General features: G+C 66.8%; 24 protein-coding genes and 1 pseudogene. 7 read left to right on the forward strand and 18 right to left on the reverse strand.

Going from position 1 to position 26893, the window contains the following annotated elements; translation table 11 throughout:
• Position 1: 1 nt before the first annotated feature.
• The 5 genes from O0J15_RS02980 to O0J15_RS03000 all read right to left on the reverse strand — a co-directional run bounded on the left by O0J15_RS02980 (position 2) and on the right by O0J15_RS03000 (position 4073).
• Positions 2 to 751, reverse strand: coding sequence for a hypothetical protein (locus O0J15_RS02980; protein ID WP_021202351.1), 750 nt, complete (start codon positions 749 to 751; stop codon positions 2 to 4).
• A 12-nt stretch (positions 752 to 763) separates the two neighbouring features.
• Positions 764 to 1468: a C39 family peptidase gene (locus O0J15_RS02985; protein ID WP_308305049.1), complete on the reverse strand. Its 705-nt coding sequence runs from the start codon at positions 1466 to 1468 to the stop codon at positions 764 to 766.
• Positions 1469 to 1568: 100 nt separating this feature from the next.
• On the reverse strand, positions 1569 to 2885 hold the full coding sequence (locus tag O0J15_RS02990) for a hypothetical protein (RefSeq protein ID WP_049409613.1): 1317 nt from the start codon (positions 2883 to 2885) through the stop codon (positions 1569 to 1571).
• A gap of 43 nt (positions 2886 to 2928) precedes the next feature.
• Complete coding sequence (locus tag O0J15_RS02995) at positions 2929 to 3546, reverse strand: hypothetical protein (protein ID WP_171953057.1); 618 nt, start codon at positions 3544 to 3546, stop codon at positions 2929 to 2931.
• Positions 3543 to 4073, reverse strand: a complete 531-nt coding sequence (locus O0J15_RS03000) for a hypothetical protein (RefSeq protein ID WP_197575001.1) — start codon at positions 4071 to 4073, stop codon at positions 3543 to 3545. Before O0J15_RS03000 ends, O0J15_RS02995 begins: the two co-directional genes overlap by 4 nt.
• Before the next feature lie 396 nt (positions 4074 to 4469).
• On the opposite strand from O0J15_RS03000, the gene O0J15_RS03005 reads away from it, so the two are divergent.
• Positions 4470 to 5825 (forward strand): sigma-54 dependent transcriptional regulator, encoded by a 1356-nt coding sequence (locus O0J15_RS03005; RefSeq protein ID WP_111101926.1) that lies wholly within the window; start codon positions 4470 to 4472, stop codon positions 5823 to 5825.
• Here O0J15_RS03005 and O0J15_RS03010 read toward each other — a convergent pair whose 3' ends face one another.
• The 4 genes from O0J15_RS03010 to O0J15_RS03025 form a co-directional block, all read right to left on the reverse strand.
• Positions 5826 to 6134 carry a hypothetical protein gene (locus O0J15_RS03010; protein WP_308305050.1) on the reverse strand — a complete coding sequence of 103 codons (309 nt, stop codon included), beginning with the start codon at positions 6132 to 6134 and terminating at the stop codon, positions 5826 to 5828.
• Complete coding sequence (locus O0J15_RS03015; protein WP_111101928.1) at positions 6127 to 6663, reverse strand: GFA family protein; 537 nt, start codon at positions 6661 to 6663, stop codon at positions 6127 to 6129. Before O0J15_RS03015 ends, O0J15_RS03010 begins: the two co-directional genes overlap by 8 nt.
• Positions 6664 to 6731: 68 nt before the next feature.
• Entirely contained in the window at positions 6732 to 7613 is an 882-nt protein-coding gene (locus O0J15_RS03020) for a hypothetical protein (protein ID WP_308305051.1), read from the reverse strand.
• Positions 7610 to 8650 carry a twin-arginine translocation signal domain-containing protein gene (locus O0J15_RS03025; RefSeq protein WP_155029586.1) on the reverse strand — a complete coding sequence of 347 codons (1041 nt, stop codon included), beginning with the start codon at positions 8648 to 8650 and terminating at the stop codon, positions 7610 to 7612. The genes O0J15_RS03020 and O0J15_RS03025 overlap by 4 nt, the downstream gene beginning before the upstream one ends.
• Positions 8651 to 8741: 91 nt before the next feature.
• On the opposite strand from O0J15_RS03025, the gene O0J15_RS03030 reads away from it, so the two are divergent.
• The 4 genes and pseudogenes from O0J15_RS03030 (at position 8742) to O0J15_RS03045 (ending at position 10789) form a co-directional block, all read left to right on the forward strand.
• Positions 8742 to 9668, forward strand: a complete 927-nt coding sequence (locus O0J15_RS03030; RefSeq protein WP_021202361.1) for a LysR substrate-binding domain-containing protein — start codon at positions 8742 to 8744, stop codon at positions 9666 to 9668.
• Entirely contained in the window at positions 9665 to 10126 is a 462-nt protein-coding gene (locus O0J15_RS03035; RefSeq protein WP_180876850.1) for a helix-turn-helix transcriptional regulator, read from the forward strand. The genes O0J15_RS03030 and O0J15_RS03035 overlap by 4 nt, the downstream gene beginning before the upstream one ends.
• 10 nt (positions 10127 to 10136) lie before the next feature.
• Positions 10137 to 10562 (forward strand): annotated as a pseudogene (locus tag O0J15_RS03040) (VOC family protein).
• Positions 10559 to 10789 carry a hypothetical protein gene (locus O0J15_RS03045; RefSeq protein ID WP_021202364.1) on the forward strand — a complete coding sequence of 77 codons (231 nt, stop codon included), beginning with the start codon at positions 10559 to 10561 and terminating at the stop codon, positions 10787 to 10789. Before O0J15_RS03040 ends, O0J15_RS03045 begins: the two are co-directional and overlap by 4 nt.
• 7 nt (positions 10790 to 10796) lie before the next feature.
• Here the strand turns inward: O0J15_RS03045 and O0J15_RS03050 are convergent, their stop codons facing one another.
• Positions 10797 to 11492: an HAD family phosphatase gene (locus tag O0J15_RS03050; RefSeq protein WP_134729206.1), complete on the reverse strand. Its 696-nt coding sequence runs from the start codon at positions 11490 to 11492 to the stop codon at positions 10797 to 10799.
• Between the two features lie 104 nt (positions 11493 to 11596).
• On the reverse strand, positions 11597 to 12337 hold the full coding sequence (locus tag O0J15_RS03055) for a DNA/RNA non-specific endonuclease (RefSeq protein ID WP_308305052.1): 741 nt from the start codon (positions 12335 to 12337) through the stop codon (positions 11597 to 11599).
• A 799-nt stretch (positions 12338 to 13136) separates the two neighbouring features.
• On the opposite strand from O0J15_RS03055, the gene O0J15_RS03060 reads away from it, so the two are divergent.
• A complete protein-coding gene (locus O0J15_RS03060; protein WP_227844313.1) occupies positions 13137 to 14711 on the forward strand; it encodes an alpha/beta fold hydrolase in 1575 nt (524 codons plus the stop codon).
• Between the two features lie 4 nt (positions 14712 to 14715).
• On the opposite strand, the gene O0J15_RS03065 is transcribed toward O0J15_RS03060, so the two are convergent.
• The 7 genes from O0J15_RS03065 to O0J15_RS03095 form a co-directional block, all read right to left on the reverse strand.
• A complete protein-coding gene (locus O0J15_RS03065) occupies positions 14716 to 15645 on the reverse strand; it encodes a DUF6708 domain-containing protein (RefSeq protein ID WP_308305053.1) in 930 nt (309 codons plus the stop codon).
• Between the two features lie 61 nt (positions 15646 to 15706).
• Entirely contained in the window at positions 15707 to 16726 is a 1020-nt protein-coding gene (locus tag O0J15_RS03070) for a sugar kinase (RefSeq protein ID WP_308305054.1), read from the reverse strand.
• 10 nt (positions 16727 to 16736) lie between these two features.
• Positions 16737 to 17924 carry a GDSL-type esterase/lipase family protein gene (locus O0J15_RS03075; protein WP_308305056.1) on the reverse strand — a complete coding sequence of 396 codons (1188 nt, stop codon included), beginning with the start codon at positions 17922 to 17924 and terminating at the stop codon, positions 16737 to 16739.
• Between the two features lie 14 nt (positions 17925 to 17938).
• Positions 17939 to 18691 carry an SDR family NAD(P)-dependent oxidoreductase gene (locus O0J15_RS03080; protein WP_021202372.1) on the reverse strand — a complete coding sequence of 251 codons (753 nt, stop codon included), beginning with the start codon at positions 18689 to 18691 and terminating at the stop codon, positions 17939 to 17941.
• Positions 18692 to 18737: 46 nt separating this feature from the next.
• A complete protein-coding gene (locus O0J15_RS03085; protein WP_155029579.1) occupies positions 18738 to 20042 on the reverse strand; it encodes an MFS transporter in 1305 nt (434 codons plus the stop codon).
• Positions 20039 to 22267, reverse strand: coding sequence for an oligoalginate lyase (locus tag O0J15_RS03090; RefSeq protein ID WP_308305057.1), 2229 nt, complete (start codon positions 22265 to 22267; stop codon positions 20039 to 20041). Before O0J15_RS03090 ends, O0J15_RS03085 begins: the two co-directional genes overlap by 4 nt.
• Positions 22264 to 23703 carry a polysaccharide lyase 6 family protein gene (locus tag O0J15_RS03095; protein WP_308305058.1) on the reverse strand — a complete coding sequence of 480 codons (1440 nt, stop codon included), beginning with the start codon at positions 23701 to 23703 and terminating at the stop codon, positions 22264 to 22266. The genes O0J15_RS03090 and O0J15_RS03095 overlap by 4 nt, the downstream gene beginning before the upstream one ends.
• A 241-nt stretch (positions 23704 to 23944) precedes the next feature.
• Here O0J15_RS03095 and O0J15_RS03100 point away from each other — a divergent pair, with 241 nt between their 5' ends.
• Complete coding sequence (locus tag O0J15_RS03100; RefSeq protein ID WP_308305059.1) at positions 23945 to 26836, forward strand: TonB-dependent receptor; 2892 nt, start codon at positions 23945 to 23947, stop codon at positions 26834 to 26836.
• The last annotated feature ends 57 nt before the right edge of the window (positions 26837 to 26893 follow it).

Below are 26893 nucleotides of genomic sequence, written 5' to 3' on the forward strand. Positions count from 1 at the left end.
GCTACTGGCCCGGCCCCATGCCGCGGTTCAACGCAATCGCCTGGGCCACGTTCTGGCTCAACGGCAGATTGCCGCCCACGGCGTTGCGCACCAGCTCCAGCCGCAGCTGGTTGCTGGCGATCTGGCCGTCACCGGTAAGGGCGATGCCCTGGCCGACGCTGCCATTGCGGATCCACTGCTGCACCAGCCCCTGGCCATCCACCTGCAGCAGCAGGTGTGCCTGGTTGCCTTCCAGCACGGCCGTCGCGCTGGCGCCGGCCGGCTGCGCGGTGACGTTGCCTGCGCCATCAGAGAGAACAGCCGGCACGCCACCCTCGCGGACGGTCAGCGTGGTGACGTTGCGCGCGACATTGCCATCGCCGGCCACCTGCACGCTCTGCACCAGGCCGCTGGCATTGGCCAGGCCGCTGCTGTCGATGCTGCGTCCGTGGGTATCGGGCAGCGGCGCATCGGCTGCCGTGACATGCACGCTGGGCTGGAAGCTGAGCTTCGGCGCGCCAGCACCACGGAAGTCCATGCCCAGGGTCAGGCTGCCCTGCAGGGTCGTGCCGTTGCTGGCCTGCCACTGCGACACCATGGTGACCCCGAACCAGGCAACGTTGTTGCCACCCACGGTGTAGCGCCCCCGCATCAGGCTCAGCTCCGGGTCGGGGATTTCCGTGAGTCCACGCCCCGTCCTGCCGTCGGCGGCCTGCAGGGGCAGGGCAGGGGCCATCAGCAGCAGAGCCATCCATACGTGTTGACGGAACATGGTCGTACCTCCTCAGAACAGGTCGGCGTGGCTGAAGCCGAAGTCGACCAGTTCGGCATCGGTGATCGGCCCTTGCCGCGCGTAGAGCGCGCGGGCGCTTGGCCGTTCGCTGGGTTGCAGAAGAACGGTGTTGCGATCGAAGTCGCTGCCGATCACCACGAAGACCGCGCGCGATGGCCAGGCGGCCAGGAATTCCGGCAGCGCCACGCTGCGGTTGCCGAGGATCGGGTCAGCCACTTCCACGATGCCGTTGCGCACCTGCTTGAGCACCACGAAATGGCGGAAGCCGCGCACGTCCATCAGCACCAGTCCTGGCACGCGAAGGGTGCGCAGTCGTGTTTCATCGATGCGGTAGCCCCGGCCACGCATGCCGAGCGATTCCACGTAGCGCTTGATGTCGAGCAGGGAGAAGCCGCGTTCGGCCACCAGCGCTGGATCGGAAACCCCCATCATTCCTTCGATCACCGTCGCTTCGTCGGTCTGCAGGTGATAGGCATGGCGCAGGATGGTCGCCAATGCGGCTGCCCCGCAGCTGTAATCGGTGTGCTGGCGCACCACGTTGCGGTAGCGCCGCTCCTGCATGCTTTCGACCTTCTGCTGCAGCAGCGCGCCGTTGGGCAGCACGCCGGCGAAGTGGACCTCGCCGGCCCACGCCGATGCGGTGCCCAGCAGCCACAGGCAGGCCAGCAGGCGCATCGATGGAGGGCAACGGATCATCTACGTTCTCCGGCAGCAGGGGGGAGCCCCCGTTCCAAGGGGGAGGAGGAACAGGGGCTCCCGGGGACCCGGCCATTGGCGGACGGCCGGGGTGTTGCGCTTACTCGCCGCTGCCACCACCGCCGCCGGTGCTGGGCTGGGCGACTGCCAGGGCCAGGCTGTTGGCCTGCAGGTTGCCGGTGCCCGCAGCAACGTTCACGCCGATGTTGCCGGAGGCGCCCGAGAAGGCACTGCCGGACAAGGCCGAGGTGTTGGTCGCATTGACGTTCACCCACCGCGTGGTGCTGACCGTGCCGCTGAGGCTGGCATACAGGTCAGCCACGCCCAGTTCGACGAACTGGCTGGTGCCACTCTCACGCGTATCGAAGCCCAGGCCGCCCACCCCCGGCCGGTTGGGGTTCATCGTGGCGTTCTGGATCTGGTTGTCCAGATCGATATGGCCGGTGCTGTTGCCACCCGGGTGCGGCAGCTCGCCACTCCACGTATCCAGGTAGTAGTTGGCCATCTGGTAGGCGTTGCCGGTGCCGCGGTAGGTGCCCGCGCCATAGGCCAGTGTCAGGCCGCTGACGCCGCCACGCATGCCGACCTGCACGGTATCGGTGTAGGACTGCACGAAGCCGGCGTTGCTGACCGTGTTGCCGGTGGAGACCTGGTTGGAGCTGATGCTCGACTGGGCCACCGCCGTGGTCGCGACCGAGGCCGCGAGGGCGTTCTTCTGCTCGTTGTTGTTGCCCGAGGCGATGTTCACGCCGATGTTGCCGGACGCGCCGCCAAAGGCGTTGCCGCTGAGACCTGCGGCGTTGGTGACACCGGAGTTCATGGTGGCGTTGCCGAAGCCGGCCTGGTTGACGAATACCTCGGCGTCGGCCATGCCGAAGCTGAAGGACGCATCGGCCGCAGATAGTGAGGCCGCGTTGTCCTGCGCATTGTTGTCGCCGGAGACGACATTGAAGCCCAGATTGCCCGAGGCACCGGCGCCGACGCTGTCACCGATCGACGCGCTGTTGGTGACCAGGCTGTTGCTGGTGGCGTTGTTGCTGATCGACTGCCGGTTGTCGATCACGGCAATGGCCGCCGAGTCGAGGTCGATGTCGCCGGTGATGTTCGGGTCGCCGGAGAAATTGATGTCGGTGCTCAGGCGCAGGTCCTTCTCCAGGTTCACGTCGACGCCGTGGTTGTTCTTTTCCTTGCGTTCGTCGGCCTGGATGTTGCTGTGCTTCTGCACGTTGACGTTGACGGTGCGGTTGCGCACGTCGTTGTCGGTGTGGTTGTGCGTGTCGTTGCGGGTCTCGCTGACGGTGTGGTTGTGGTTGATGTTCGCGTTGGCGTTCTGGTTGTCCCAGCCATTGGCCGCAGCGGCGGTCGAGGCAGTGGCAATCGCCATGGCGAGCATGGTCTTTTTGACGGTCGCTTTCATGGTGCCCTCTCTCTCATCAGGTGGTGCATCGGTTGGGTGGTTGTCACGGGCGGTCCTGCACGACCAGGCCCAGTACGTTGGCCGTGTCGTTGCCGTTGCCCGCGATCTGATTGAGTTGCAGGACCCCGTCGAATCCCCGCAATGCGGTGCTGGCTACACCGGCGCTGCGGGTGCCCGTCGCGACGCCGTAACCGGTGTCGTCCCGCCCCCCTGCCAACGCGGAACCCTCGGCGGCCAAGGCCGTATCGTCGGTTTCGCGTATGCCCTGTCGGGCCAGCGTCGCGCTGACGACGTTGAGCGTCGTGTTGGCGATGCCGCTGGCCTGGTTGATGGATGCGATGCCACTGGCACCGGCCAGTGCGTCACCGCCAATGAACGCGGTGGCCTGCAGCGGCCCGGACAGCACGCGGTTGCCCTGCTGCAGTTGCCGGGCATTGATCGCCACGTCGGCGCGATCGCCCTTGGCGATACCCCGCAGGTTGGCCTGCACGTTGAGGTCGCCGGCGGCCTGGTTGACGGCGATGGCACCTGTCGCCCCGGCCAGTGCGTGGCCGTCGATGCGGGCCACGTCGAGATAGGCGAGCATGCCGCTGTAGTCATCGGCCCGGGTCGCCCAGGGCGCGGCAGCGAGCAGCAGAAGCACGCCGTGCAGGGCCTTCATTTTCCACCTGCCGGGGCCGTGCCCTGCAGGGGGAACTGGGCCAGTGCGCCGCGCACGGTATCGGCGATACCGCGGGTGCTGCTGCCGACCGCACCGAGCGGACCGCTCATGGCGCCCCCGAGGTTGCTGCCGACCATGCCATCGCCACCGCGGCCAAGCGTGCCGCCCAGGGCCTGCTGGGTGACCCGTTCAACGGTAGTGCCGCCCGGTGTCGCGACGGACGCTGCCTGGCCGGCACCCATGCCGGCATAGTCCTCATCGCTCAACTCGTCCATGCCGTTCGTCGTGCCACCGGCGCCCAATGCGGTGGCGATCTCGCGCTGTGGCTTCGGGTCGGCAATCAGGGCCATGCCCGGTGGTGCCATGCGATAGGCCGGCCGCGCGGAGACGTCCCGCAACAGGACGATTTCGCCCGGCTGTGCCTTCACGCCCTGGCGGGCGCCGGACGCGGATGCGCCCGTGCCAACCAACAGCGGGGCGATTGCCAGTGCTGCGGCCAGGCCGCGAACCAGGGTGGTGCCGTCCATGCCGATCTCCCGCGATGGGTGCGGCGGAACCACGCATCAACCGTGCCAACCTGGAAGTGCCCAGCCGCCAATGTCGGGACCGTGCAGCACCTGACCGTGCTGCTGCCACGGTGTTACAGGCACGTCGGGGAATCGTTGGGATTTCGAAGCCCCAGGCACCGCAGGGCAAGGGCGGCGGGCAACTGTTGCATGGGTGTTACAGGTGGCGCCGCCGTCTGCAACGGTGCCGGTTCAGCCACGAATTTCTTGACGCATTGCTCATTGCGCCGCCGTTTAGGGAAGCGCTAGGATCCGCCCAACAAAGGCCGCCCCGGTGGCCGTAGAGGTCCCGGCGGGGGGCGGCACGCCGGCGATTGCCTGACAGTCCGCCGACGGTGTCCGGATGCTGGGGGAAGCATGGCAGCGGTCCCGGAGGCTTCTACGTCACGTTGCGTGCTCTGGTTTGGCGAGCCGTTGGCGAACGAGCGCAGTGCGCTGGCGGCAGCAGGCTGGCATGTGCGCAGCATCCATCCCGATCCCGCCATGGCGATAGGCCTGCGTGGGCGCGATCGATTGCTCGCCGTGCTCGATCTGCGCCATCTCGATGCGGCGTCGCTGCAGCTGCTGGAACCGTGGATCGAGCAGCACCAGCATCTGCCCTGGCTGGCGGTACTGCCACCGGGCGCCGGACCCACATCGCCGGCCTGGCTGCCGTTGCTGCAGCGATGTGGCGCGCGCTTCACGCTGCCGTTCGGCCTTCAGGACCTGGTCTGCGCAATGCGCCAGCAGTTCGATGCGGATGATCCGCCTGTCGACGCAACCTGCGGTGGGCACGGACCGCACGCGCTGATTGGCGAAAGCGCCGCGCTGCATGCGGTGCGCACGGTGCTGCACAAGTTCGCGCCGGTGGAACTGCCGGTGCTGGTCACCGGCGAAACCGGTACAGGCAAGGAACTGGCTGCACATGCGCTGCATGCGCTGTCGGGGCGCGCCGGCAGGCCTTTCATTGCGGTGAACTGTGGTGCGATTCCGGCCAGCCTGGTGCAGTCGGAGCTGTTCGGCCACGAACGTGGCTCGTTCACCGGTGCCGACAAGCGGCAGATCGGTGTGTTCGAATCCGCCCATGGCGGTACGGTGTTTCTTGATGAGGTAGGCGATCTGCCGGCAGAAGCGCAGACCAGCCTGCTGCGCGTGCTGCAGGAGGGGACCTTCGAGCGCGTGGGCAGCAGCCAGCCGCTGCGCGCGGACGTGCGGGTACTTGCCGCGACCCACGTCGAACTGGAACACGCGGTGGCGCAGGGGCGGTTCCGCAGCGATCTCTACTACCGCCTGAACGTGCTGCGCCTGCTGATGCCACCGCTGCGCGAGCGCGGTGCCGACGTGCAGCTGCTGGCCGAGCACTTCCTGCGCTGCTTCCGGTTGCGCCACAGCGTGCGTGCACGCGGCTTCGCACCGGCCGCACTGCAGGCGATGCGGCGCTTCGACTGGCCCGGCAACGTACGCGAACTACTGAACCGTGTGCAGCGTGCAGCGATCATGGCCGAAGGCGAGCTGATCAGTGAGCGTGACCTGGAGCTGGGCGCATCGGTAGCGGCCCTGCCCGCGGCGATGCTGCACGATGCGCGCGGCCAGGCCGAGCGCGATGTACTGCTGCAGACCCTGCGCCAGACCGGCTACAACGTCTCCGAGTGCGCGCGGCAGATGCAGATATCGCGGGTCACGGTGTATCGCCTGTGCCGCAAGCACCGGTTGGAACTGCCTGCACAGCGCTGATCAGCCGGCCGCCAGGTGCTTGAACAGGCGCACCGGTTTGCCCGCGACGCGCTCGATCACGCCCTTGGCTTCCAGGTCCAGCTGCACGGCCTTCAACCACCAGCCGGCGGTGGCACCTGCCGGGAACAGCGCGGCGGGCAGGTGTGGCAGCAGTGCCTGTTTCGCCTGCGCGACGGACAGGCCGGGCGGTTGCGCGGGCAGCGCCCGCAGCAAGGCATGGCGCATGGCGAGGTACTTGGCGCGATCCACGCGCTGGATGTGCCCGGGCGTGGTGATGCTTTCGATCTCGATCCGTCCTGGCTCAGGCATGGGTATCTCCCGCGACCTCGATGCGTGGGCTGCGGAAGCCCATGGCGATCCACGCCTTCATCAACCGCGCATAGAAGCGCAGCGACCGGGTCTTCAGGTTCGGCACATCGTCAGGAAGCACAGACGCATCAGGAAGATCACTGACCATGGTCCGCATCTCCACGGCAGGTCTTGTCGATGCCGGCCACAACAGGCCATACAGGCTCAGCCAATGGCCGCCGCTGAACTCCAGGAAGAGCGGCGTATTGCAGCAGCCGGCCAGCACGCGGCGGCTGCCGCCCCTGCTGGACAATCGCAAGGCACGCAGCATGGCATGCCCGGCATCGATGCTGACGCGATCCTTGCGGTGCATTACGAAGAGCGTCTGGCCGTGCGGGCCCAGCACGTCCGGTGCTCGGGGCATCGACTGCAGCATGGCGCCGGCCTTGCGGCAGCTGTCGCAGCAGCATTCGACGGTGGCGATGGATTGGCCCGTGGCGGTCAGGCGTACCTGGCCGCAGGCGCAGGCAAGGGACTGGTGTGAGGCCATCTGCGTTTTCTCCTGGGGTAGTCATCCTCTCGATGAACCGGGGCGCGGAAAATCGACAACATCTGCCTTCAAGGGCGCATCATCCGATAGCGGATGCGGTACAGGTCCAACCCTGCACCGTCCGCGCGCCGCGCCGAATAGGTCAAGGTGTCGGGTTGCGAGCCATCCAGCATCGCGCCGTAGCTGTCGCCGGAGGCCTCGTTCAAGGGGGAGGGCAATGCAAGGCCCGCGTCATACCGGCCTCCACGCTCGTAGGCGATGAACTGGCGTACCGGTGCACTGCCGAAGTCCAGGGCGCGGGCAAACACCAGCGTCTGGCCGTCGCCCAGGAAGGTGGCATCGAACTCCTGCGCTGCGGTATTGAGGTCTCCCGGCAGCGGCCGTGCCGGCTGCGCCATGTCACGGACAATCGCTGCGACGTAGAGGTCATGGCCACCCGCACCGCCTGCGCGATCGCTGGAGAACAGCAGCGTGGCTGCGTCCGGCGAGAGCATCGGCGCGAACTCATCGGCCGCGCTGTTCACTGCCGGGCCAAGATTGACCGGCTTCCCGAATCGACCGTCGCTCCCAATGCTGACCCGGTACAGATCGTCGCCGCCCAGGCCGCCTGCGCGATCCGAACAGAAATACACCACGCGGCCATCGGCGGAAAAAGCGGGATCGAAGTCGCGCCCCGGCGAGTTGAACGGCACCGGCATCGCCGGCCGCCAGCGCTGCCCATCGTTGTGGGAGACCCAGATGTCATACCCACCCGGCCCGCCGGGCCGGTTGCGGCTGAACCACAGTGCGGTTTTTCCGTCCGGGCTCAAGGTCAGTCGAATCTCGTCGTATTGCGTGGATGCAACGCCCGGGGCAAAGCGCTCGGCGGGGCCGACGATCCGCAGCACCCTGGATGGCGACGCGGGAGGCGACGCAGCAACCAGCAGCATCACGGCCAGCAGCGCCTTCATGCCTGTCGCTCGAAGTCGCTGACCCAGTTGGTTTCCCAACTGCGTCCACCATCGGTCGAGGCCGCCTGTTCCCAGCGCGCCGAACGCGGGGTGATGTGTGACCAGATCACCCGTGTCTGGATTGTTCGACCGTCGTGCTGGTCTTCGCCGAAGAAGCGGCCGACACCGGCATGGAAACCACCACGCAGTGGCGCGCCGATCCGGGTTGGCTCCCGGCCATCCAGCCACCAGCTCAGCCAGTGCCGCTCCGCCGCATTCCAGGCGCGGATGCCCATGCCTCGCAGCGGCGCTCCAGGCATGTCCATCAGGTTGTCACCCACGTTGCCGAATCCTCCCAGGACCGGCCAGTTGTGCAGGGTGCCGTTGAACGCGTCCCATGCATCGCTGCCTGCCAGCCGAGCGCGCAGGCGACGATGGCGCACGTTCCAATGGCCCACCAGGAAATCAAAATCGCCCGGTGCATCCGGCAGCTTCGGAAGCGGAGAGGGGACCGCAGCAGTGCGGCGGAACCAGTTGCGCCAGTTCACTTCCCAGTGCGCACCGGCATCGTCGGAGAACGCCTGTTCCCACCACGGCTCCTCGCCGTGGATGTCATGCCAACGGAACCAGACCTCGACGGGGCGCCCGTCGATCCGGTCGGTGCCGCGGAAGCTGCCGGCATCGCCCTTGAAAGCGCCGCGCACAGGGGCTTCGATATGGGCAGGGTTGCGGCCATCGATCCACCAGATCGACCACGTGGAAGACACCGGATCGAATGCACGCACGCCCAGGCCCCTGTAGGGGCCCGAAGGCAGCGCCATGACGTTGTCATCGATGGTGCCGAGTCCGCCCAGGGTGAGCCAGACCGCGCTGGAACCGGTGAAGGACTCCCATCGGGTATCGCCGACCAGGCGCTCCTTCAGGCGTCGGTGCCGGACCTGCCAGTTGCCCTGCAACCATTTCCAGTCTTCGCTGTGGCTGGGCAGGGCCCACCCGGAGGGCAGCGCCGTAGATGCCGCCGCGGCGGCCAGGGTGGCCAGGAACTGCCGTCGATCCATGTGCGTGATCCCCTGTCGAAGGTGCCTCCATCGTTGCGCGTACCAGGGGGATTGACCACGCAGATATCGGGGCTCAGGCTAAGTCACACTTATGGTCACCCAACGCCAGCTGCCATCGCTTGCCGCCATCCGTGCCTTCGAGGCGGCGGCGCGGCTGGGCAGCTTCGCGCGTGCCGCCGAAGAGCTCGACACCAGTGCGGCATCGGTGAGCTACCACGTGCGGCGGCTGGAGGCCCAGACCGGTACCTGCCTGTTCCTGCGCCATGCACAGCACGTAGAACTGACAGCGACGGGTGCCAGCGTCGCCCAGGAGGCCACCCGGGCATTCGATGCACTGCGCGCCAGCTTCATGCGCGCCGCAGACATGGATGCGGCGCGACTGCGCCTGTCCGTGCTGCCCACGCTGGGCACCAGTTGGCTGACGCCGCGACTGGGCACGTTCCGTGCCCGCCACCGGCAGCTCGTGCTGGAACTGGACCTGTCGGCAGCGCCGCAGGATCTGGCCGCCGGTCACTTCGATGCCGCCATCCGCAATGGCCAGGGCGAATGGCCGGGTCTTCAGGCAACTCCTTTGTTTCCCAGCGTGTTCACACCGTTGTGTGCGCCGGCGCTGCTGCACGAGGCGCGTGGGCTGGGCAGCAGCGCGCTGGAGATTCCCCTGCTCGGGCGGCCGGACTGGTGGGCCCTGTGGTTTGCCGCGCACGGGCACATTCCACCGCCGGCACCGGAGAGTTTCGTCGCGCCCTTTGCCGTCGAGCATCTGGATGTCGGCGCCGCGATCGCCGGGCAAGGCATCGCCATTGGTTCGCCGATCCTTTTCCAGGCCGAGCTGGACAGCGGGCGGCTGGTGCAGGCGCATCCGGGTGTCGCCAGCGACGGTCGCAGCTTCTGGTTCGTGGCACCCACGGCGCGAAATGGCAGTGCCAAGGTGATTGCATTGCGTGACTGGCTGGTCGAGCAGGCCGCTGAGGCGCGGCACGCGGCACGCCACTACCTGGCCCAGGCGGTGGTGCCATGAACCAGAGCCCCGAACTGCTGCGGCGCCTGCTGCGTGCCAAGGACCGGATGGACCGCGCCAGCCATGAGGAATGGCCGGTCGCGCGCCTGGCCGAGGTCAGTGCGGTGTCGCCGGCGCACTTCGCCCGCTCGTTCAAGCAGGCCTTCGGGCTGCCACCGCACCGCTATCTCCTCAGCCGGCGCATCGAACGGGCCGTGGCGATGTTGCGTGACACCGAGTTGCCGGTCACCGAAATCGCCGCGCAGACCGGGTGGAGCAGCCTGGGTACCTTCGGCCGCATCTTCCGTGCCATCACCGGTGACAGCCCGGGCAATGTGCGTGAGCGTGAGCGTGCAACCCGGGCGGCGTCGGCCAGCGTGCCGGAATGCCATGCACGCGCCGCGCAGCGCCCGGACCTGAAGATCGCAGTTTTGGAGAAGCGCCGCCGCGAGGCGGTTGCTAACGTGGACCCCACCTGAGGGAGGTCCCATGACGAACACTGTGAACACTGTCGGCCTGTATGTGCGCGACCAGGATGAGGCGCTGGCGTTCTACGTCGGCAAGCTCGGCTTCGAAGTGCATACCGACGTACGCAATGGCAGCTACTGATGGCTGACGGTCCGCAGCCCGGGCCAGGACGGTTTCCAGCTGGGCCTGTTCGTGCCAGGCCCGCCCACCCACGACGCCGCTACCGCACTTGCGCTGCAGCAGCTGGTGGCCAAGGGCGCAATGCCGCCGCTGGTGCTGGCCGTGGATGACTGCCAGGCGCGCTACACGCAATGGCTGGCACAGGGCGTGGAATTCACCCAGGAGCCGATCGAGCGCTATGGCGCCGTCGACGCGGGATTCCGTGACCCGTCCGGCAATGGCTGGAAGATGATCGAAGCCCGCTCCGAAGCGAGGCGCCGCCAATGAGCCGGGGGGGCTGGGCACGGCCCGTGCATCGTTGGACCTCGATCGTGTTCACCCTGGCGGTGATCGCCAATTTCGCCGTTCGCGGGCTGGGGCAGGGCGAACCTGCAGCGTGGATCACCTATGCGCCGCTGCCGCCGCTGTTCCTGCAACTGTTCACCGGGTTGTACCTGTTTGCGCTGCACTACAGCGGCAGGTGCCGCAGCGCCGGGCAGGGCGCTGCGGGTTGACGCCGGGTCAGGCGGCAGCGTCGGCGGCGTAGGCCGCCAGCAGTGCGGGAAGATCTTCCATGCGCTGGAAGATCACCTGGGCACCGGCCGCGCGCAGAGCTTCGGGTGTGCTGTGGTGCGGGCCGCCCTCGCTGAAGCCGAACACGGTGGCACCTGCCGCCACGCCGGCGGTCGCGCCGGTCACGGTGTCTTCAATGACCGCGCAGCGCTTCGGATCCACACCCAGCGCGGCAGCGGCCGCCAGATAGACGTCCGGGTGCGGCTTGGTGTTCGGCATGTCCTGGCCGCTGTAGACGTGGTCGCCGAATGCATCGAGGATGCCGACCTTGCCCAGCTGCAGTTTCACCTTGATCAGGTCGGCACCGGACGCGCAGGCAATGCGGCCACCGGTCGCTGCGGCGATCGCACGCACGGCCTCGGGCGCCCCCCGGATCGGCTCCAGATCCCGTTCCAGCGCCCGGTTGCGCTGCTGGCGGAACTCCTCCAGCCATTCCTCGGTGAACGGCTTGCCGGTGCGCTCTGCGATCAGCCCTGCCAGATGGGCCACGGACTGCCCGAGGAAGACTTCACCCGCCTGCGCCGGGGTCAGCGGCCAGCCGCGTGCGGTCAGCATTTCCGAGAGAACGCGGGCGACCAGCGGCTCGGAATCGACGAGTACGCCGTCGCAGTCGAACAGCACGGCATCGAAGGGGAAACAGGACATCTACAGCTCCAGGGGGCAATGCGGTGGTGCAATTGCCCGCCATTTTCCCACAGCCATCCTTGCGTGGCACCCGGACCGGGTGCCACCCATTCCCGGCAGACCGGTCAGCCCAGATCACACCCCGCCGGCTGCGGCCAGGTGCTGGCCGGCAGCACGTTCTTCAGCGAGGCCGGTGCGTTGATCGCAACGTAGCTCGCACCCAACAGCTCCTCCAGATCGGCGATGGTCACCAGGTAGCTGTCGAGGCTGCCCAGATTGGCTTCGTTGGGAATGATCCAGCTGATCGCCTTGGCCGTGCCAGTGTTCGGATCACGGGTGATGATCGTCTTCCAGAAGAACTCCGGGGTCGGGATGCCGTGGCTGGAAAGGAAATAGTCGTTGGAGGCGTCGCCGTAGACCACGCCACCATAGACATCCACCGGTGCGATGTCGCGGTAGCACTCGGCCACGTTTTCGGCCTTCACCCAGATGCCCTGGTTGAAGCTGGACACCTGCGGGACGATGTTGGTCATGTAGTTGGCGCGGCGGATGTAGGTCGCGTTGTAGTCCATGTGATTGGACGTCACCAGATGACCCCGGTCATAGCCGGACGTGATGCTGGCGTAGGAGGCGGTGCTGGTCTGGCCGAGGCAGCCTGCCGGCAGGTCCGGATCCTTGTAGAAGCTGGACGGGCGCGCGGCCGAACCGGTGTCTGCGGTCAGGGTGTATTCGTAGCGGGTGGCGCTGTGGATGCTGCAGTCGTAGGTGAGCACGAAGCCGCCCTTGTTGAGGGTGACGACCTGGGCCTGGGCAGCGCCGGCGAAGGCACTGAGGACGAACACGAAGAAGAAGCTTGCAAGGCGCATTGCGGTTCTCCAGCAGAAGTTCAGGGCGCAGCCGTCCGCCACGACCTGGCAGGGCGAGGTCACGGGGAGACGGTGCGGAGTCGGGTGCAGCGGATTGCGGTGGGACGTGACCGCGTTGTTGGGCTGTGGAGGCCCTGCGGTGTCGTAAGCGTCACAAGCTGTCGTCTTTCGGTCAACGACGAAAAGACGAAGCTGTGACCGCCCGCAAGCACTGGAGAGGTGTCAGATCACACGGCGCGTGGGTGACATGCGCGCGTGCTAGGGCGTCGTAGCGCAGGGGGTGTACGACTCGATATCCTGCGCAGCAGGACCGGAAACCGCAGGATCGAGCAAGGCGAATGATCAACAGTGAACTGCTTGCAGGGGGCGCTGCTGCTGCGCTGATCGGGGTTGCAATCGCGGCTGCGCTGCGTCGGCAGAGACGCCCGCCACATCGCAGTTTCAAGTGTGGGCGCTGCGGCAACGCCGCCCTCCATGACGAACGTACCCGTGGCGCTTGGCGCGCCGGGAAGCAGCGCTTCTACTGCAGGGCCTGTCATGCCGCTTGGCTGCGATCGCATCCACAGGCTTCCGCGCCGCACCGCGGGGCGTCCGGATGCCTGGGCGTCGTTGGCACACTTGCATTGATGCCACTTGCAGGCCTGGTGGCGTGGGTGATCCACCGCGCCTGAATGTGGTCCTGCATCGATCCAGCCGGGCGCCGGGTTCGAAAGCGCCATGCTGCGTCGCAAGGTGCCACCCACCATTCGCACTGGTACGGTCCGATCCGTTGCACCACCACCGACGGGCAGAGACCACGATGCGCAAGGTAGTGCTGCTGTTGATCCTGCTGACTGGGCTGGCGCCCACCGCCTGGGCGGCCACGGTCAAGACCACCCATCGCACCATTCCCAGCTGGGATGGAACGCCTCTCGGGGCTTTCGTCATCGAACCGCAGGACGCGGGCAGCGGGCTGTATCCCTTGCTGGTGATGCCCAGCAGCTGGGCGGTGCCCAGCGTGGAATACGTGGGCGTGGCGCAGTCACTGGCCCGGCGCGGCTATGTGGTCATCAGCTATAGTTCGCGTGGCTTCTGGGAGTCCGGCGGCAGCATCGACATCGCCGGGCCGGCCACGGTCGAGGACGTCAGTGCGCTGATTGACTGGGCGCTGGACAACACCCGCGCCGACCCGTCACGAATCGGCGTATCGGGCATCTCCTATGGGGCCGGCACCAGTCTGCTGGCGGCGGCACGCGATCCGCGCATCAAGGCAGTGGCTGCACTGAGCGGCTGGGCCGACCTGCAGGCCTCGCTGTACAGCAACGACACCCCCAGCGCGCAGGGCATCGCGCTGCTGGTTGCCGCGGGCCTGGCCACCGGTCGCCCGGGACCGGAGCTGTCCACCATCAATCGCAATGTGCTGGTCGGCAACTACCAGGGCGCGGTGGACTCGCTGTTGCCGGTGGCGGCGCAGCGCAGCCCCGGGTCCAGCATCGATGAGATCAACGCCAACCAGCCAGCGGTATTCCTGGCCAACGCCTTCAACGACAGCCTGTTCCCGCCGGGCCAGCTGGTGGACTTCTTCAACCGTTTGAAGGGCCCCAAGCAGCTGCAGCTGCGCCATGGCGACCACGCCCTCAACGAGGCCCTTGGCGCTTTCGGTATTCCCAATGAGGTGTATGCCGCCGCGGGCGACTGGTTCGACCACTACCTGAAGGGGGTGACCAATGGAATCGACCGCCAGGCGACGGTGCAGCTGAAGTCGCAGAAGGGCAGCTGGAGCTACTATCCGGACTGGCAGGCTACCCGGACGGGCGCGGTCAGCTACGGGCTGACCGCGCCGAGCGGGCTGTTGCAACCCACCGGTGGACTGGTGGCGAACGGTGGCGGCACCGGCTGGAGCTACCGCATCGGCAGCGGCCTGCTGACGGCTGCCAACTCCGGCGTGGTGATGGCGTCCGGCGCGCTGCAGATGATCAACCTGCCACCGGGCGCGTATGTGCCGTTCGTCGGACGCAACGCCGCGGGAGTCTGGCAAGGGCCGATCTACTGGAGTGCGCGCCGTCTGGATGGCGCGCCGGAAGTGCGGATGACGGTCACGCCAAGCCGCGCCGACACCACGTTGTATGCCTATCTCTATGCCGAGGACGTGCTGGGCAATGGCCAGCTGATCAGTCACAAGCCCTATACGCTGCGGGGTGCCACGCCGGGGCAGGCGAAGACCATCGACCTGCGGCTGGAGGCCAGCAGCTGGGAGGTGCCGGCCGGCACTCGCCTGACCCTGGTGGTGGACACGGTGGACCTGCGTTATGCGGGCATCAGCCAGTTGGGTGGCACGGTAACCTTCAGTTCACCGGCGAACGCGCCGTCGGTACTGAAGCTGCCTTTGCACTGATGGGTCATCGCAGGTCCGGTGGATTCATCGAAGCGTCGCGGACACAGGGATCACCGGCGCCCGGTGTCAGGCGCGCCTCGATGTCCGGTGGAAACCGCGGAATCCTGCTGGTCTGCATCACCACCCAGCGCATGATCGTGTGCAGGTAGTTGAGTGGCAGCATCGTGAGCCACATGAAACCCGGGAGGCGCGCGTCTTCGGCGAAGATGCGCTCCTTGCCGGACGCGAAGCTCTCGCGCTTGCCGTCCAGCGGCATGCAGCAGTGCACCGCGTCCACGACGGCTGCCGGTCCTTCTTCCATGTAGCGCCGCAGGAACTCCCAGTGGGCATGCGCGTTCTCGATGCGGGAGGTCGCGATGCAGAACGCGAACGTCTCCCGTACTGTCACGCCATCCGCGTCCAGGATCAGTCCGCGGACATCCCAGTTGTACCATCCGAAGGTTCCGGTTCCGCGGCCAAGCGTGAAATGGACCCGGTCCCAGGGCACGCTGAGGGTGGTGCCATCCAGCCGGAACACGTGTATCTGCCGGTGCTTGCGATCGAGCGCGATCGGATAGTACGTCCAGCGGAACAGCTCGAGGCAAGCCACCCAGATGCTCGCTGCAGTGAAGGCGGCCAGCATCGCCATGCCGATGAATATCGCCTCCCACAGGCCGTTTTCGTTGGGTAGCCTGTTCACGACCAGCGACCAGAGCAGCATCAGCATGCCGCCCAGCCCAAAGGCAATGCCGATCGCGCCCAGCAGGGCTGCAAAGCCACGCGCGGCGAACCAGCGATCCACCGAAACCAGGCCGTTCGAATTCATCTTCACCACGCACAGCTGCGCCAACGGCACGACATCCAGCCGCTTCTTCTGCAGCAGGCGGTGCTCGCGTTCAAACGCATTCAGCGGGCGGTTGTTGGGAAACTTGCGCGTGTATCCGGTGTAATCCATGGGCGATCCCTGCGCGATTCCAGCGCCCGTTGGATTCTAGCGGGATTCTCCCGGGGGGAGATCAGCGACGAACGTCGAACGGGTGGCTCTCCATCAGTGCCCGGACTTCAGCTTCGCGGGCAGGGCTGAAGTCGCCGGGAATGGCGTGCTTCAACGCGCCTGCGGCCAGTCCGAAGCGCACGGTGCTTTCTGCGTCCAGCCCGGACAGCAATCCGTGCAGGATGCCGGCGGCAAAGGCATCGCCACCGCCGATGCGATCAACGATGCCGGGCAGCGGCCTCGGAGCGGCCTGCGCGCGGGTTCCATCGCGTCCCAGCAGCAGCGCGCCGAGCACGTGATGGTCGGCGCTGATCACCTCGCGCTGGGTGCAGGCCAGCCACCGCAGGTGCGGGAACGCGGCAAAGGCAGCGGCCGCAGCGGCCTCGGTTCGGGCGACCGCATCGTCCTGCGCGAAGTGCAGCCCCAGCACCAGTTCGATGTCCCGATGGTCGGCAAAGACAATGTCGGCCTCGGCGAAGACCTCGCGCAGGATCGCCGCTGCGTCGCCATCCCAGCGTCGCCACAGTGAGGGACGATAATTGCCGTCGAAGGACACCTGCACACCGGCCGCGCGAGCCGCACGCACGGCACCCAGCACCGACTCGGCCACGTTGGCGCCCAGCGCCGGACTCACGCCCGAGACATGCAACAGGTGCGCGCCGGACAGCAGGGCGGGCCACGCATGGTCACTGGCATTGCTGTTTGCGAATGCAGAACCGGCCCGGTCATACACCACTTCACTGGCGCGCTGCACCGCACCGGTCGCCAGGAAGTACAGGCCCATGCGGTCACCCGCCACTTCACGCACGGCGGCCACGTCCACGCCATGCCGCCGCAGCTCGGCCACGGCATGCCGGCCCAGCGCGTTGCCGGGTACCGTGCTGACCATCTGCACATCGTGGCCGAGGCATGCCAGCGAGACCGCTACGTTGGCCTCGGCGCCCCCCACGTGAACCTGCAGCTGCGGCGTCTGCAGCAGCAGTTCACGACCGGGTGCGCCCAGGCGCAGCAGCAACTCACCGAAACAAACGACGTGGTTCATCGGTTCTCTCTCACTCGGGGGTAGTGCAGCCCAGCATGCGCAGATCGATGGCATCGGCCATGCGCCGGTAGCCTTCGTCGTTGGGGTGCAGATGGTCGCGGGTGATCTCGTCGGGCAGCGATTCGGCTGCCTTCGGGTCACGCAGCGCGGCATCGAAATCGATGATGCCGTCGAAGCCGCTGTTGCCGCCGCGTGCCCACTGGTTGATCGTGATGCGGGTGGCGGCGGACACGGGCTCGTAGCGCTCGGAACCGCCGAACGGGGTCAACGTACCCAGCCAGGCGCGGATGCCGTGCGCATGCAGCCGCGCCGCGACCTGTTGATAGCCCAGCAGCATGTCCGCCGCACTGCGTCCAGGCAGCGGCTGCGCGCCACCGCCGTGGCGGATGTCATTGATGCCTTCGAACAGGATCACCTGATCGGCATCGGCCACGGCGATCACATCGCGATCCAATCGTGACAGGGCGCTGTGGCTGCGGCCATGGTCGAGCAGTTTGTTGCCGCTGATGCCCTGGTTGAGTACCACGAACCGGTTCGGGCAGGCCTGCTGCAGGCGCTGCGCCAATCGCTCCGGCCACTGGTTGAAGGTGCCGCGACGTGCGGTGGCGCCTTCCGTGATGGAATCGCCCAGCGCCACGATTACCTGGGGACGATCATCACGCTGCACCATCACTGCCGAGAACACGTTCTGCTGGTAGCTCAGCCGCACGCTGTCGGCGACGGCTGTCTGCCTGCCATCTGCGACCCGCAGCTCGGTGCGGCGCACGGCGGGGCGGGTGGGCTGCGGGAAATAGGCACTCACGCTGATCTCCTGCAGCGCCGCCACCGGCATCCGCACCGGGTCGCTCAGCAGCGCGGCGCCGACCGGCACCTCGATGACCGCGCTGCCATCCACCGTTACCGGCAGCGGTGCGGCCTTGCCGTTCTTCACTCCCACGCGCAGGTCCTCGACCCGCAGCGGCGCCGTGCCGAGCTCGTTGCTGATGCGCAGCCGCAGCGCATCGCCACGGCTGCCGACACGCATGTCCTGGCGCACGGTCTGCGCGGCGAACTGAACCGGCGCATCGGACGTTCCGTCCTTGCGGTCGGGCGCGGGCGCGGCCGTCCAGGCAGTGACCCACACGGGTGCGGCCCATGCAGCGGGCGCCGTCATGGCGGAGCAGAGCGTCAATGAAAACAGAAGTGTCCAGCGCTGCATGGGCAGGATTCCAGTCAGGAGAAGTAGGTGCCGCCGTTGACGTCCAGATTCGCACCGGTAATGAACGCCGCCGCATCCGAGGCCAGGAATACAGCGGCGTCAGCGGCTTCGTCCGGCGCACCCTGGCGGCGCAACGGGGTGGCGCCGGCAACGGCCGTGCGTACTTCCGGCTTGGTGAATTCATCGTGGAAGCGGGTGGCGATCATGCCGCAGCACAGTGCGTTCACCCGGATACCCTTCGGCCCCAGCTCCTTGGCCATGGCGCGGGTGAAGGTCATCACCGCCGCCTTGGCGGTGGCGTAGATCGATGCGCCCGGGCCGCCACCATCACGACCGGCCTGCGAGGCGAAGTTGACGATGGCCGCGCCTTCGCGCATGTGCGGCACCACCGCGTGCGTGGTCAGGTAGGTCGAGGTGAGGTTCAGATCCATCACGGTGTGGAAGAACGCCGGGTCGATGTCGGCCAGCGGCCGGCGCTGCACCATGCCACCGGCCACGTTCACCAGCAGGTCGATGCGCTCGCCGAACGCGGCCTGTGCCGCAGCGACCAAGCCGGCGACGGCCGTGGCGTCGGTGACGTCGGCACGGTGCACGATGGCCTGGCCACCGGCCGCACGGATCTGTGCCAGCGTTTCCTGGGCACTGGCTTCATCATTGGCGTAGTTGATGCAGACGCGTGCACCGGCGGCAGCCAGCTTGATCGAAACGGCGCGACCGATATCGCGGCCACCGCCGGTGACAATGGCCACCTTGTCCTGGAACGACATGGGGAAAACTCCTTGGTTTGCGGGGGAACTGAAGAGAGATGCAGGCTCAGCCGGCGCGGCGGTCGAGCTTGTGGATCGGGCCGGTCCACCACCACAGCGCGGCCAGCGACAGCGGCACCAGGGCGGCGACGAGGATGAAGATCGGCGCATAGGAGTGGCGGGTCAGCACCGGCACCAGCCAGGTGGTGATCAAGGTGCCGGCCACGGCGGCCAGGCCACCCAGGCCTGCCAGCGTGCCCACCGAGCGGCCGTCGAACAGGTCGCCCGGCAGGGTCTGGATGTTGCCGATGGCCACCTGGAAGCCGAACAGCACCGCAGCGATTGCCAGCACCGCCAGCAGCGGCTGGTTGGCCAGCACGGCACCCAGCAGGGCAGGAGCCATGACCGCGCAGCCCAGCGTTATGGACAGCTTGCGGGCGCGGTCCACGCTGTGCCCGGCGCGGATCATCCGCCCGGACAGCCAACCACCGCTGAGGCTGCCCAGCATCGCGCCGACAAACGGCACCCAGGCGAACAGGCCGATCTGCTTGATGTCGAAGCCGAAGGTTTCAGCCAGATAGATCGGCAGCCAGGACACGAACAGCCACCAGATCGGGTCGAGCAGGAAGCGGCAGGCCAGCATGCCCCAGCTCTGCCGATGGGCCAGCAGCGAACGTACGCTGGCCTTCGGCGCCACCACCGCCTGTTGCCCGGCCTGGTCTTCCTGGATCAGCCGGCGCTCGGCATCGCTCACCCATGGGTGTTTGTCCGGCCCGGCGCGGTAGACAAACAGCCAAGGCAGCAGCCACAGGAAGCCGATCGCACCGACCAGCACGAAGGTGCCGCGCCAGCCAAGCCACAGGTACAGGCCAGCGATGGCCGGCGCGGAGACGATCGCGCCGATCGACGCGCCGGCGTTGAACACGCCTTGCGCCAATGCGCGCTCGCGCGCCGGGAACCACTCGGCATTGGCCTTGACCGCGCCCGGCCACGCCCCGGCTTCGCTGATGCCGAGCATCGCCCGCACCAGGCTGAAGGAGAGCATCGAATGGGTGATCGCGTGCAGGGCGATGGAGATCGACCACACGCTGATCGACAGGGCGAAACCCAGGCGCGTGCCGATCATGTCGAACAGGCGCCCGAACAGGAACTGGCCAGCGGCGTAGAACAGCATGAACACCGTCACCAGCAGGGCGTAGTCATCCTTGGTCGCGCCCACTTCCCTGGCGATTTCCGGCCACATTACCGCCAGTGCGTTGCGGTCGATGTAGTTGATCACCGTGGCCACGGCGATCAGGCCCACGATCAGCCAGCGCACGGCCGACCGTACCGGCACCTTGCGCAGGTTGGCCACCACCGCAGGGCCGTTCATTTGCCGTCAACCTTGCTGCGGTCCATGCGCGCATGGCTGCCGCTCCAGCGGTAGGCATGGCCGTCCACGCTCACGCTGTGCTCGCCCTTGGCGCTGCTGTCGTCGGCCACGCCGAGGGCGATTCGTGCACCGCTGGCCAGGCGCAGCTCGATCACCTCGGCATCGTTGCCCCGGCTGCGCACGATGTCCTTGATGCGGCTGTCCGCGCCGTGCACGTATTCGGCGGTGCCGTTGTACTCGCCGTGCGGCTCCAGCACGCTGAAGAAGGTCACGTCCTTCTGTCCGTCCACGCGCTGCAGCAGGGCCGGTTCGCGGCGCAGGTTGAATTCCGGATCGTTCGCGCCGCTTTCCACCAGCAGCGCCTGTGCCGGCGCACTGCTGCCGAAGCGGTAGGTGTAGAAGCGCCCGTCCAGCAGCCATGCCAGCGACCGCGGCTCGCTGCCGGGTTTGCTGCGTGCATCCAGCCACAGGTGCTGGTAGCCGTTGTCCTTGCCCAGCACCGGGCGCTGGGCGGGGAAGTGTTCGGCTTCGAAGCCGGTGGTGACGATGTGGCCGTTGAAGTGCAGCGGCAGGTCGTAGCGCGCGGCCTTGCCGCCGTGCACCTGCAGCAGGTCCAGCGCGACCGGCAGGCCCAGGTCGGGATGGCGCAGCAGCGCCTGGGTGCGGGTGAACACCACGCCGGGGTAGGCGTCGCGCATCGTTGCCGAGGCAATCTGGGTATCGGCATCGGCCTGGAAGAAGCGCACCTGCGGCGCGTGTTCCTCGCCGCGTTTCCAGTCGCCCTTGAAGTGGCTCTGCTCGTCCACCACCAGGGTGTTGTGCGCCACGGTCTGCTTGGCCCAGCTGCGGTTCTCGGCCAGGTAGATGCCGCCGCGCTTGGCTTCCACGTTGAGGAAGCGGGCCGCGCCGTAGTCGGTCACCACTGGATTGCCGTTGTCGTAGAACAGCCAGTTGAGCTTGTCGAAGTGGCCATGGCCCATGCCCTGCATCGTGTCCTTCTGCACCAGCGCCTGGCCGCGTTCGCCGTTCATGCGCAGGATCGCCAGGCCGCCGCGATCGCCGTCGGGGCCATCGCGCAGCAGCATCGGCCGATAGTCGAAGGGCCTGGTCTTGTTCGCCGCCAGCGCCTGCGCCACCTGCAGGCCTTCGGGCGACAACAGCAGGCGCTTCTGCTGCTGGGCCACGGACAGCAGGCGGTCATCACCGGTACGCGCATAGGCGATGCCGATGCCGGCCACCAGCTCTTCGGTGTCGATGCCCTTGTCCAGGATGGCGTCGTTGATCGGGAAGAACAAGCCGTTGTAGCTGGACTGCACCAGCACATCCACGGCCTTCAACAGCACGCCGCCGCGGCGCGCGAAGATCTTCCGCTGCGGTTCGTTGCGTTCGATGGCATTGGCGAACAGCAGGAACGGCGCCAGTGCATAGCGCTGGTAGTAGGGGCCTTCCTCGTAGTAACCATCGGGCGAGAACAGCAGGTCAATCTGCCGAAGAAAGCCGAATTGATCGTCCTTCCGGCTGCCGCGCAGGGAATTTTCCACCAGTTCCTGGTCGCGCAGCACGTAGCCGGTCATGCCGGTGGCGGCCACCGCCCACGTGGCGTGGTTGTGGATCTGGTCGTAGTTCTTCGGTTCGCTGACGAGGAACTCTGCCATCGGCCGGAACACCTTCGATTCGATGGTGTCGCGGTCCTCGGCGGACAGCGCGTCGCGGATCGCGTCGTAGCCCTGGATGGCGTTGACCAGCCATACCGAATCGTTGAGCACCTGCCAGAACACGCGCCCGGGGATCTGCCCACGGCCTTCCGGGTGCGGGCCCAGCGTCGGGTAGAGCTGGGCATACTGCAGCAGCATGTCGCGCGCATAGTCCACGTAGGCCCTGTCGCCGGTCAGCCGGTACAGCGTGCCCGCCGCCAGCAGCGCCTGGTAGTTGCGCTTGTGCTGTTCATGGGTGCGCCCGCCGCCCTTGTCCTTGGGTACCGGCACGTCGATACCGGCCTTCATCATCTTCTTCAGCGTTGCCTCGGTGCGTGCCTGCTCTTTGGCAAACCACGGGTAGCGGCGGCCTTCGCTGGCCATCTGCTGCCATTGTGCGGCGGTGACCAGCACCGGCGCGGCTTCGGCCTGTCGCACGGCAGCAGTGGGGGCTGCGAACAGCGATGCGCTCGGCAGCAGGGCGAAGGGGGCGGCCAAAGCCAAGGAAACGAACAGCGGCTGCAACCTCATCGATCAACTCCAGTGCGGGTGCGTGAGAGGGTGGCTTCGCCCACCTTGGGATACCAGTCGACGCCGGTCGCCTCGCGTGCGGTCATCGTCAAGGCAGGATCGGCGCCCACGGCGGGCAGGGCAGACGTGGCCACCCACAGTCCGCTGGCAGCCTGCTGCAGGCTGACGCCACGGCCCTCTATGCCCCCCGGGAACACGGCGCTGGCTGCCGGCGACTGCACGTTGCCGCTGAAGTCGATGCCGGCCAGCGAACTGGCGGCAGTGGGCGGATTCCGGTTGTCGCGGTTGACGATCAGGTTGCCGGTGAAGCGGCTGTTGCTGGCGGCCACCACGATGCCCTTCGCCTCATCATGGCCGACGCCGAAACTGATCTTCGCCACGTCCACGAAGGTGTTGCGGCTGATCGTGGCATTCACCACCGGCGCATAGCCGGACAGCGGCGGATTGGCCTGCGCATCCATCACCGCCAGTGCCGAACGGTTGCTGGACCCGGCCAGCCGTTCAAAGTAGTTGTTGCTGACGGTCTGGTCGGCGTTGATGATGCGTACGCCGCCGGTGCCGGCCTTGTCATCGCCGAGGAAGACATTGTCGATCACCCGGTTGCCGTTGCCGTGGCGCAGGGTGAGTGCGCCGGCGGAACGATAGAACACGTTGCCGCGGTAGGTGTTGCCGCCGGACTTGTTGCTGATGATCTCGGTCTCGCCGTCGCAGCCTTCGAACCAGTTGTTCTCCACCGTGCTGTTGGAATCGCTCAGTGAGCTGTCGCTGGTGCCGACGCGGAGGGTTTCGCCGCCATTGACGCCCAGCGCCGGGCGCGGCCCGAACCAGTTGTGGTCGATGCGGTGCTGGTTGTCCAGGCCCTGGGTTGCATCGCGCACCACCACGACTGTGGGTCCCGCATTGGTCTTGCCGCGCAGCTGGCTGTGGTCCAACCGATTGTGGCTGCCATACAGCGACACCCAGTAGTCCTGGTCGCTGGCATCGGGGTTGGTGTAGTCGTCGATCACCAGGCCGGTCACCCGGCTGTGGCTGGCCACCGCCTTGCTGGATTCGCGGAACGCCACCACCGCATCACCCGGCGCATAGCCGCTGCGGAACACCAGGTTGGACACCTGCAGGTAGCTCCCCGCCAGGCGCAGGTCCGAGCGCCCGCTGAAGATGACCTTGCCGGCGGTCTGCGCGCGCAGCACGATCGGGGCATCCGCCGTGCCCTGGCCCTTCAGCAGCAGCCGGGCGTCGGTCCAGGTGCCGTCAGCCAGCACGATCTCATCGCCGGGCTGCAGCGCCGAGGCGGCGGTAGCGAACTCCGCGACATCGTGGACGAGCCAGCTGGCTGCACTTGCTGCTGGAGTGGTCAGGCACATTGCCAGACCAGTGGTCAGGCAAAACAGCCATGAACCATTGGATCGGTGACGCGCCAGCGAGTGAATGCGCATGAAATCCTTCCAGGGACGGCCGGGCCGTCGTTTCAGGGTGGGCCTGCATACCACTTTCAGGTCTGTTGTAAGCCAGCTTTCGCGCAAAGTCATGCTGCATGAGCACATTGAATTGCGATCAACTGGTATGGATCAAAGGCATTTGCACAATCGCATACCAATTGGTTGACATTTTCATGTCGCCGTGCCGAAGCTGCGTCCCACGCCTGGCATGCAGGCGATCCTTTGGGAGGAGGAAACCATGCGGCGACCCGCCGGAGCAGTGCACAGCATCTCGTTGTCCCCTACACCCCTGATCGTGGCGCTGCTTGCCGCATTGGCTGGCCTGCCCGCTGCCCACGCGCAATCCGGCAAGGACGCGGCAGGGCAGGATCCCACCACGCTGGACCAGGTGCAGGTCACCGGCATCCGCGAATCGATGCAGAGTTCGATCAACAAGAAGCGCGACGACACCGTCATTGCCGACGTGCTCTCGGCCGATGACATCGGCGACCTGCCGGCGCCATCGCTGGCCGATGCGATCGAGACCCTGACCGGCGCCGCTTCGACCCGCGACAAGACCGGCGCCTCGGAAATATCCATCCGTGGCCTGGGGGCCTTCCTCAGCAGCACCAACTTCAATGGCCGCGAGATCACCAACGGCAGCGGCGACCGCTCGGTGAACTTCAACATGTTCCCCGCCGAGCTGATCAATACGGTGGCCATCTACAAGACCCAGCGCGCCGACATCATCGAAGGCGGCGTGGCTGGCACCATCGGCCTGGAAACAGTGCGCCCACTGGAGTACGGCAAGCGTGCGGCGCAGCTGGACCTGCGCGGCAGCTGGGCCGAGTATGACAAGAAGTACCGCGACGACGACGGCATCGGCTATCGCGGCACCGCCAGCTACATCGACCAGTTCGAGTTCGGCAACGGGCAGAAGCTGGGCATCTCGCTGGGCTTCCAGCGCCTGGATGGCACCGACCCGGAAGAGAGCATCACCAGCGGTTCCACCTGGTATGCCTGCGATGGCACGCAGAACGTGAGCAATGCCAACTGCAGTGAAGTGTCCGCGCAGGCCATCGCCAACGGCGCACCTTATTACCTGGTGCCCAGCAGCCGCATCTACCGGCTCAAGCAGGAGCGCAACGACCGGCAGAGCGAGTTCGCCGCATTGCAGTGGCGGCCCAATGACGTGGTTGAAGTGAACCTCGACTTCGAACACACCGAGCGCAACTGGTACGAGAACCGCAGCGACCTGAGCCTGTCCAACGCCCGCCGTGGCATCACCCGGCGCGAGGTGGACGAGGACGGCATCGTGCGCCACCTGCATGGCAGCACCTCGATTGATTCCACCTCAAACCGCTACTGGCGTGGCGAGGAATACACCGGGGGTGGCCTGAACCTGATCCTGCGACCGACCCCGGCCTGGGAACTGTCCACCGATCTTTCGTACTCGCACACCAATCGCCTCGACAGCGAGCGCATGACCCGCCTGCGCGCCAACCAGCGCGACGTCAACAATGCCATCGTGCCGGGCATCAGCAGTGGTGCCACCGGCTACGTGGACTATGACTGGGACTGGCGCGGCGAAGTGCCCAGTGTTGCGCTGGCGCCGAACTTCGACCCCAACAACTGGGACGCCTACACCGGCGCGGCGCGCGTCACGTCCAGCGCAACGGAGAACGACCACAGGATCAAGGCCGGCCGCTTCGATGCCAGCTTCATGCCCGAGTCCGGTTTCTTCACCCGCATCAAGGGCGGCGTGCGTGCCAGCCAGGCCGACTACCGCCTGCGCGACAACACCCTGGTAACCGACTACGACCAGCGCGTGGCGGCCGACAAGGCGAAGATCATCGCCGCCAACCAGGCCTGCCGTGCGCCGTTCCCGCAGGATGACTTCATGGATGCCGCCAGCGGCAACACGATCTCCTCGTGGGCGTACTTCGATCCGGACTGCCTGTACCAGTCGTTCCGTGGCAGCCTCGACAGCGGGCTGGATCCGGGTTTCCAGGATCCGAACAATGTCGATATCACCGAGAAGACACGCGCGCTCTATCTGCTGGGTGAGTTCAGCAGCAGCCTGTTCGGCTTGCCGGTGACCGGCAACCTGGGCCTGCGCTGGGTCAAGACCGACGTTCGCTCCGAAGGCGTGCGTACGGGGCTGCGTATCGAGGACAACGGTGACGGCACGATCCGCCTGCAACCCACCGGTGCGTACAGCACGCAGGTGTTCAAGGCGGGCAACGACAAGCTGCTGCCCAGCCTCAACGCGGCCTTCGAACTGCGCCCGGACGTACTGCTGCGGGTCGGTGCATACCGCGCTATGTCACGGCCGGACATCGCCGCGCTGGGCGCCGGGCGCACCATCAACGTCAGTAGTGATGCCACCTACGGCAATCTGGCCGACGCGCTGGATGACATCAGTGCCAGCGGCAACCCCGCTGCGCAGCCGCTGATGTCCTGGAACGGTGACCTCTCCCTGGAGTGGTACCCGAACCCGGACACGATGCTGGCCGGCGCGGTGTACTGGAAGCAGTTCAACGGCGGCACCGCCACCGCGCTGGTGCCTGAGACCTACACCATCGACGGCCGGAGCGTGACCGTGCCGGTGCGGCAGCAGGTAACCACCGACGAGGACAGCACGCTGACCGGCTTCGAGCTGACCGCCACCCATCGACTGTCTTACCTGCCCAAGCCGTTCGACGGGCTGGGCTTCAAGGTCAGCTACAACTATGCCGATGCCGACTACCAGACCCAGGATTCACGGCTGGGTGAGCAGTTGGCCGGTGATGGCACGATCATTCCGGCGATCGTGCCGCCGGCCGGTCTCAGCGGCTTCTCGCGGCACGTCCTGTCCGGCTCGATCTACTGGGACGTCGGGCGCTTCAACATCCAGGCCATCGGCAAGTTCCGCTCGCACTACTACCAGGACTTCACCGGCAACACCGCGCAGCAGAACCGCTACTACGATGACAACACCAGCGTGGACCTGCGCCTGCGCTACCGGGTGAACAAGCAGTTGTCGCTGTCGCTGGAGTTGATGAACCTGACCAACGAGCCGCGCGTGGCCTACCAGCCGCTTTATGGGAACTTCCGCGAAGTAGTGACCTACGGGCGGCGTGCGTATTTCGGTGTACGATACAAGTTCTGAACAGGGCGGCGCGGCCAGTGGCCGCGCCGTCGCTCCAACCGGACCCTCGCCGGCCGC

Source organism: Stenotrophomonas sp. Sm10, from assembly GCF_030985515.1.
GTDB lineage: Bacteria > Pseudomonadota > Gammaproteobacteria > Xanthomonadales > Xanthomonadaceae > Stenotrophomonas > Stenotrophomonas hibiscicola.

Bases quoted from the DNA above. Each gene is read 5' to 3' on its own strand.
- O0J15_RS02985 (WP_308305049.1), bottom strand. From the start codon at position 1,468: ATGATCCGTTGCCCTCCATCGATGCGCCTGCTGGCCTGCCTGTGGCTG.
- O0J15_RS03080 (WP_021202372.1), bottom strand. From the start codon at position 18,691: ATGTCGTTCCAGGACAAGGTGGCCATTGTCACCGGCGGTGGCCGCGAT.
- O0J15_RS03025 (WP_155029586.1), bottom strand. From the start codon at position 8,650: ATGGATCGACGGCAGTTCCTGGCCACCCTGGCCGCCGCGGCGGCATCT.
- O0J15_RS03020 (WP_308305051.1), bottom strand. From the start codon at position 7,613: ATGAAGGCGCTGCTGGCCGTGATGCTGCTGGTTGCTGCGTCGCCTCCC.
- O0J15_RS03075 (WP_308305056.1), bottom strand. From the start codon at position 17,924: ATGCAGCGCTGGACACTTCTGTTTTCATTGACGCTCTGCTCCGCCATG.
- O0J15_RS03030 (WP_021202361.1), top strand. From the start codon at position 8,742: ATGGTCACCCAACGCCAGCTGCCATCGCTTGCCGCCATCCGTGCCTTC.
- O0J15_RS02995 (WP_171953057.1), bottom strand. From the start codon at position 3,546: ATGAAGGCCCTGCACGGCGTGCTTCTGCTGCTCGCTGCCGCGCCCTGG.
- O0J15_RS03070 (WP_308305054.1), bottom strand. From the start codon at position 16,726: ATGAACCACGTCGTTTGTTTCGGTGAGTTGCTGCTGCGCCTGGGCGCA.
- O0J15_RS02990 (WP_049409613.1), bottom strand. From the start codon at position 2,885: ATGAAAGCGACCGTCAAAAAGACCATGCTCGCCATGGCGATTGCCACT.
- O0J15_RS03060 (WP_227844313.1), top strand. From the start codon at position 13,137: ATGCGCAAGGTAGTGCTGCTGTTGATCCTGCTGACTGGGCTGGCGCCC.
- O0J15_RS03045 (WP_021202364.1), top strand. From the start codon at position 10,559: ATGAGCCGGGGGGGCTGGGCACGGCCCGTGCATCGTTGGACCTCGATC.
- O0J15_RS02980 (WP_021202351.1), bottom strand. From the start codon at position 751: ATGTTCCGTCAACACGTATGGATGGCTCTGCTGCTGATGGCCCCTGCC.
- O0J15_RS03015 (WP_111101928.1), bottom strand. From the start codon at position 6,663: ATGGCCTCACACCAGTCCCTTGCCTGCGCCTGCGGCCAGGTACGCCTG.
- O0J15_RS03085 (WP_155029579.1), bottom strand. From the start codon at position 20,042: ATGAACGGCCCTGCGGTGGTGGCCAACCTGCGCAAGGTGCCGGTACGG.
- O0J15_RS03055 (WP_308305052.1), bottom strand. From the start codon at position 12,337: ATGCGCCTTGCAAGCTTCTTCTTCGTGTTCGTCCTCAGTGCCTTCGCC.
- O0J15_RS03050 (WP_134729206.1), bottom strand. From the start codon at position 11,492: ATGTCCTGTTTCCCCTTCGATGCCGTGCTGTTCGACTGCGACGGCGTA.
- O0J15_RS03035 (WP_180876850.1), top strand. From the start codon at position 9,665: ATGAACCAGAGCCCCGAACTGCTGCGGCGCCTGCTGCGTGCCAAGGAC.
- O0J15_RS03065 (WP_308305053.1), bottom strand. From the start codon at position 15,645: ATGGATTACACCGGATACACGCGCAAGTTTCCCAACAACCGCCCGCTG.
- O0J15_RS03010 (WP_308305050.1), bottom strand. From the start codon at position 6,134: ATGCCTGAGCCAGGACGGATCGAGATCGAAAGCATCACCACGCCCGGG.
- O0J15_RS03095 (WP_308305058.1), bottom strand. From the start codon at position 23,703: ATGCGCATTCACTCGCTGGCGCGTCACCGATCCAATGGTTCATGGCTG.
- O0J15_RS03090 (WP_308305057.1), bottom strand. From the start codon at position 22,267: ATGAGGTTGCAGCCGCTGTTCGTTTCCTTGGCTTTGGCCGCCCCCTTC.
- O0J15_RS03005 (WP_111101926.1), top strand. From the start codon at position 4,470: ATGGCAGCGGTCCCGGAGGCTTCTACGTCACGTTGCGTGCTCTGGTTT.
- O0J15_RS03000 (WP_197575001.1), bottom strand. From the start codon at position 4,073: ATGGACGGCACCACCCTGGTTCGCGGCCTGGCCGCAGCACTGGCAATC.
- O0J15_RS03100 (WP_308305059.1), top strand. From the start codon at position 23,945: ATGCGGCGACCCGCCGGAGCAGTGCACAGCATCTCGTTGTCCCCTACA.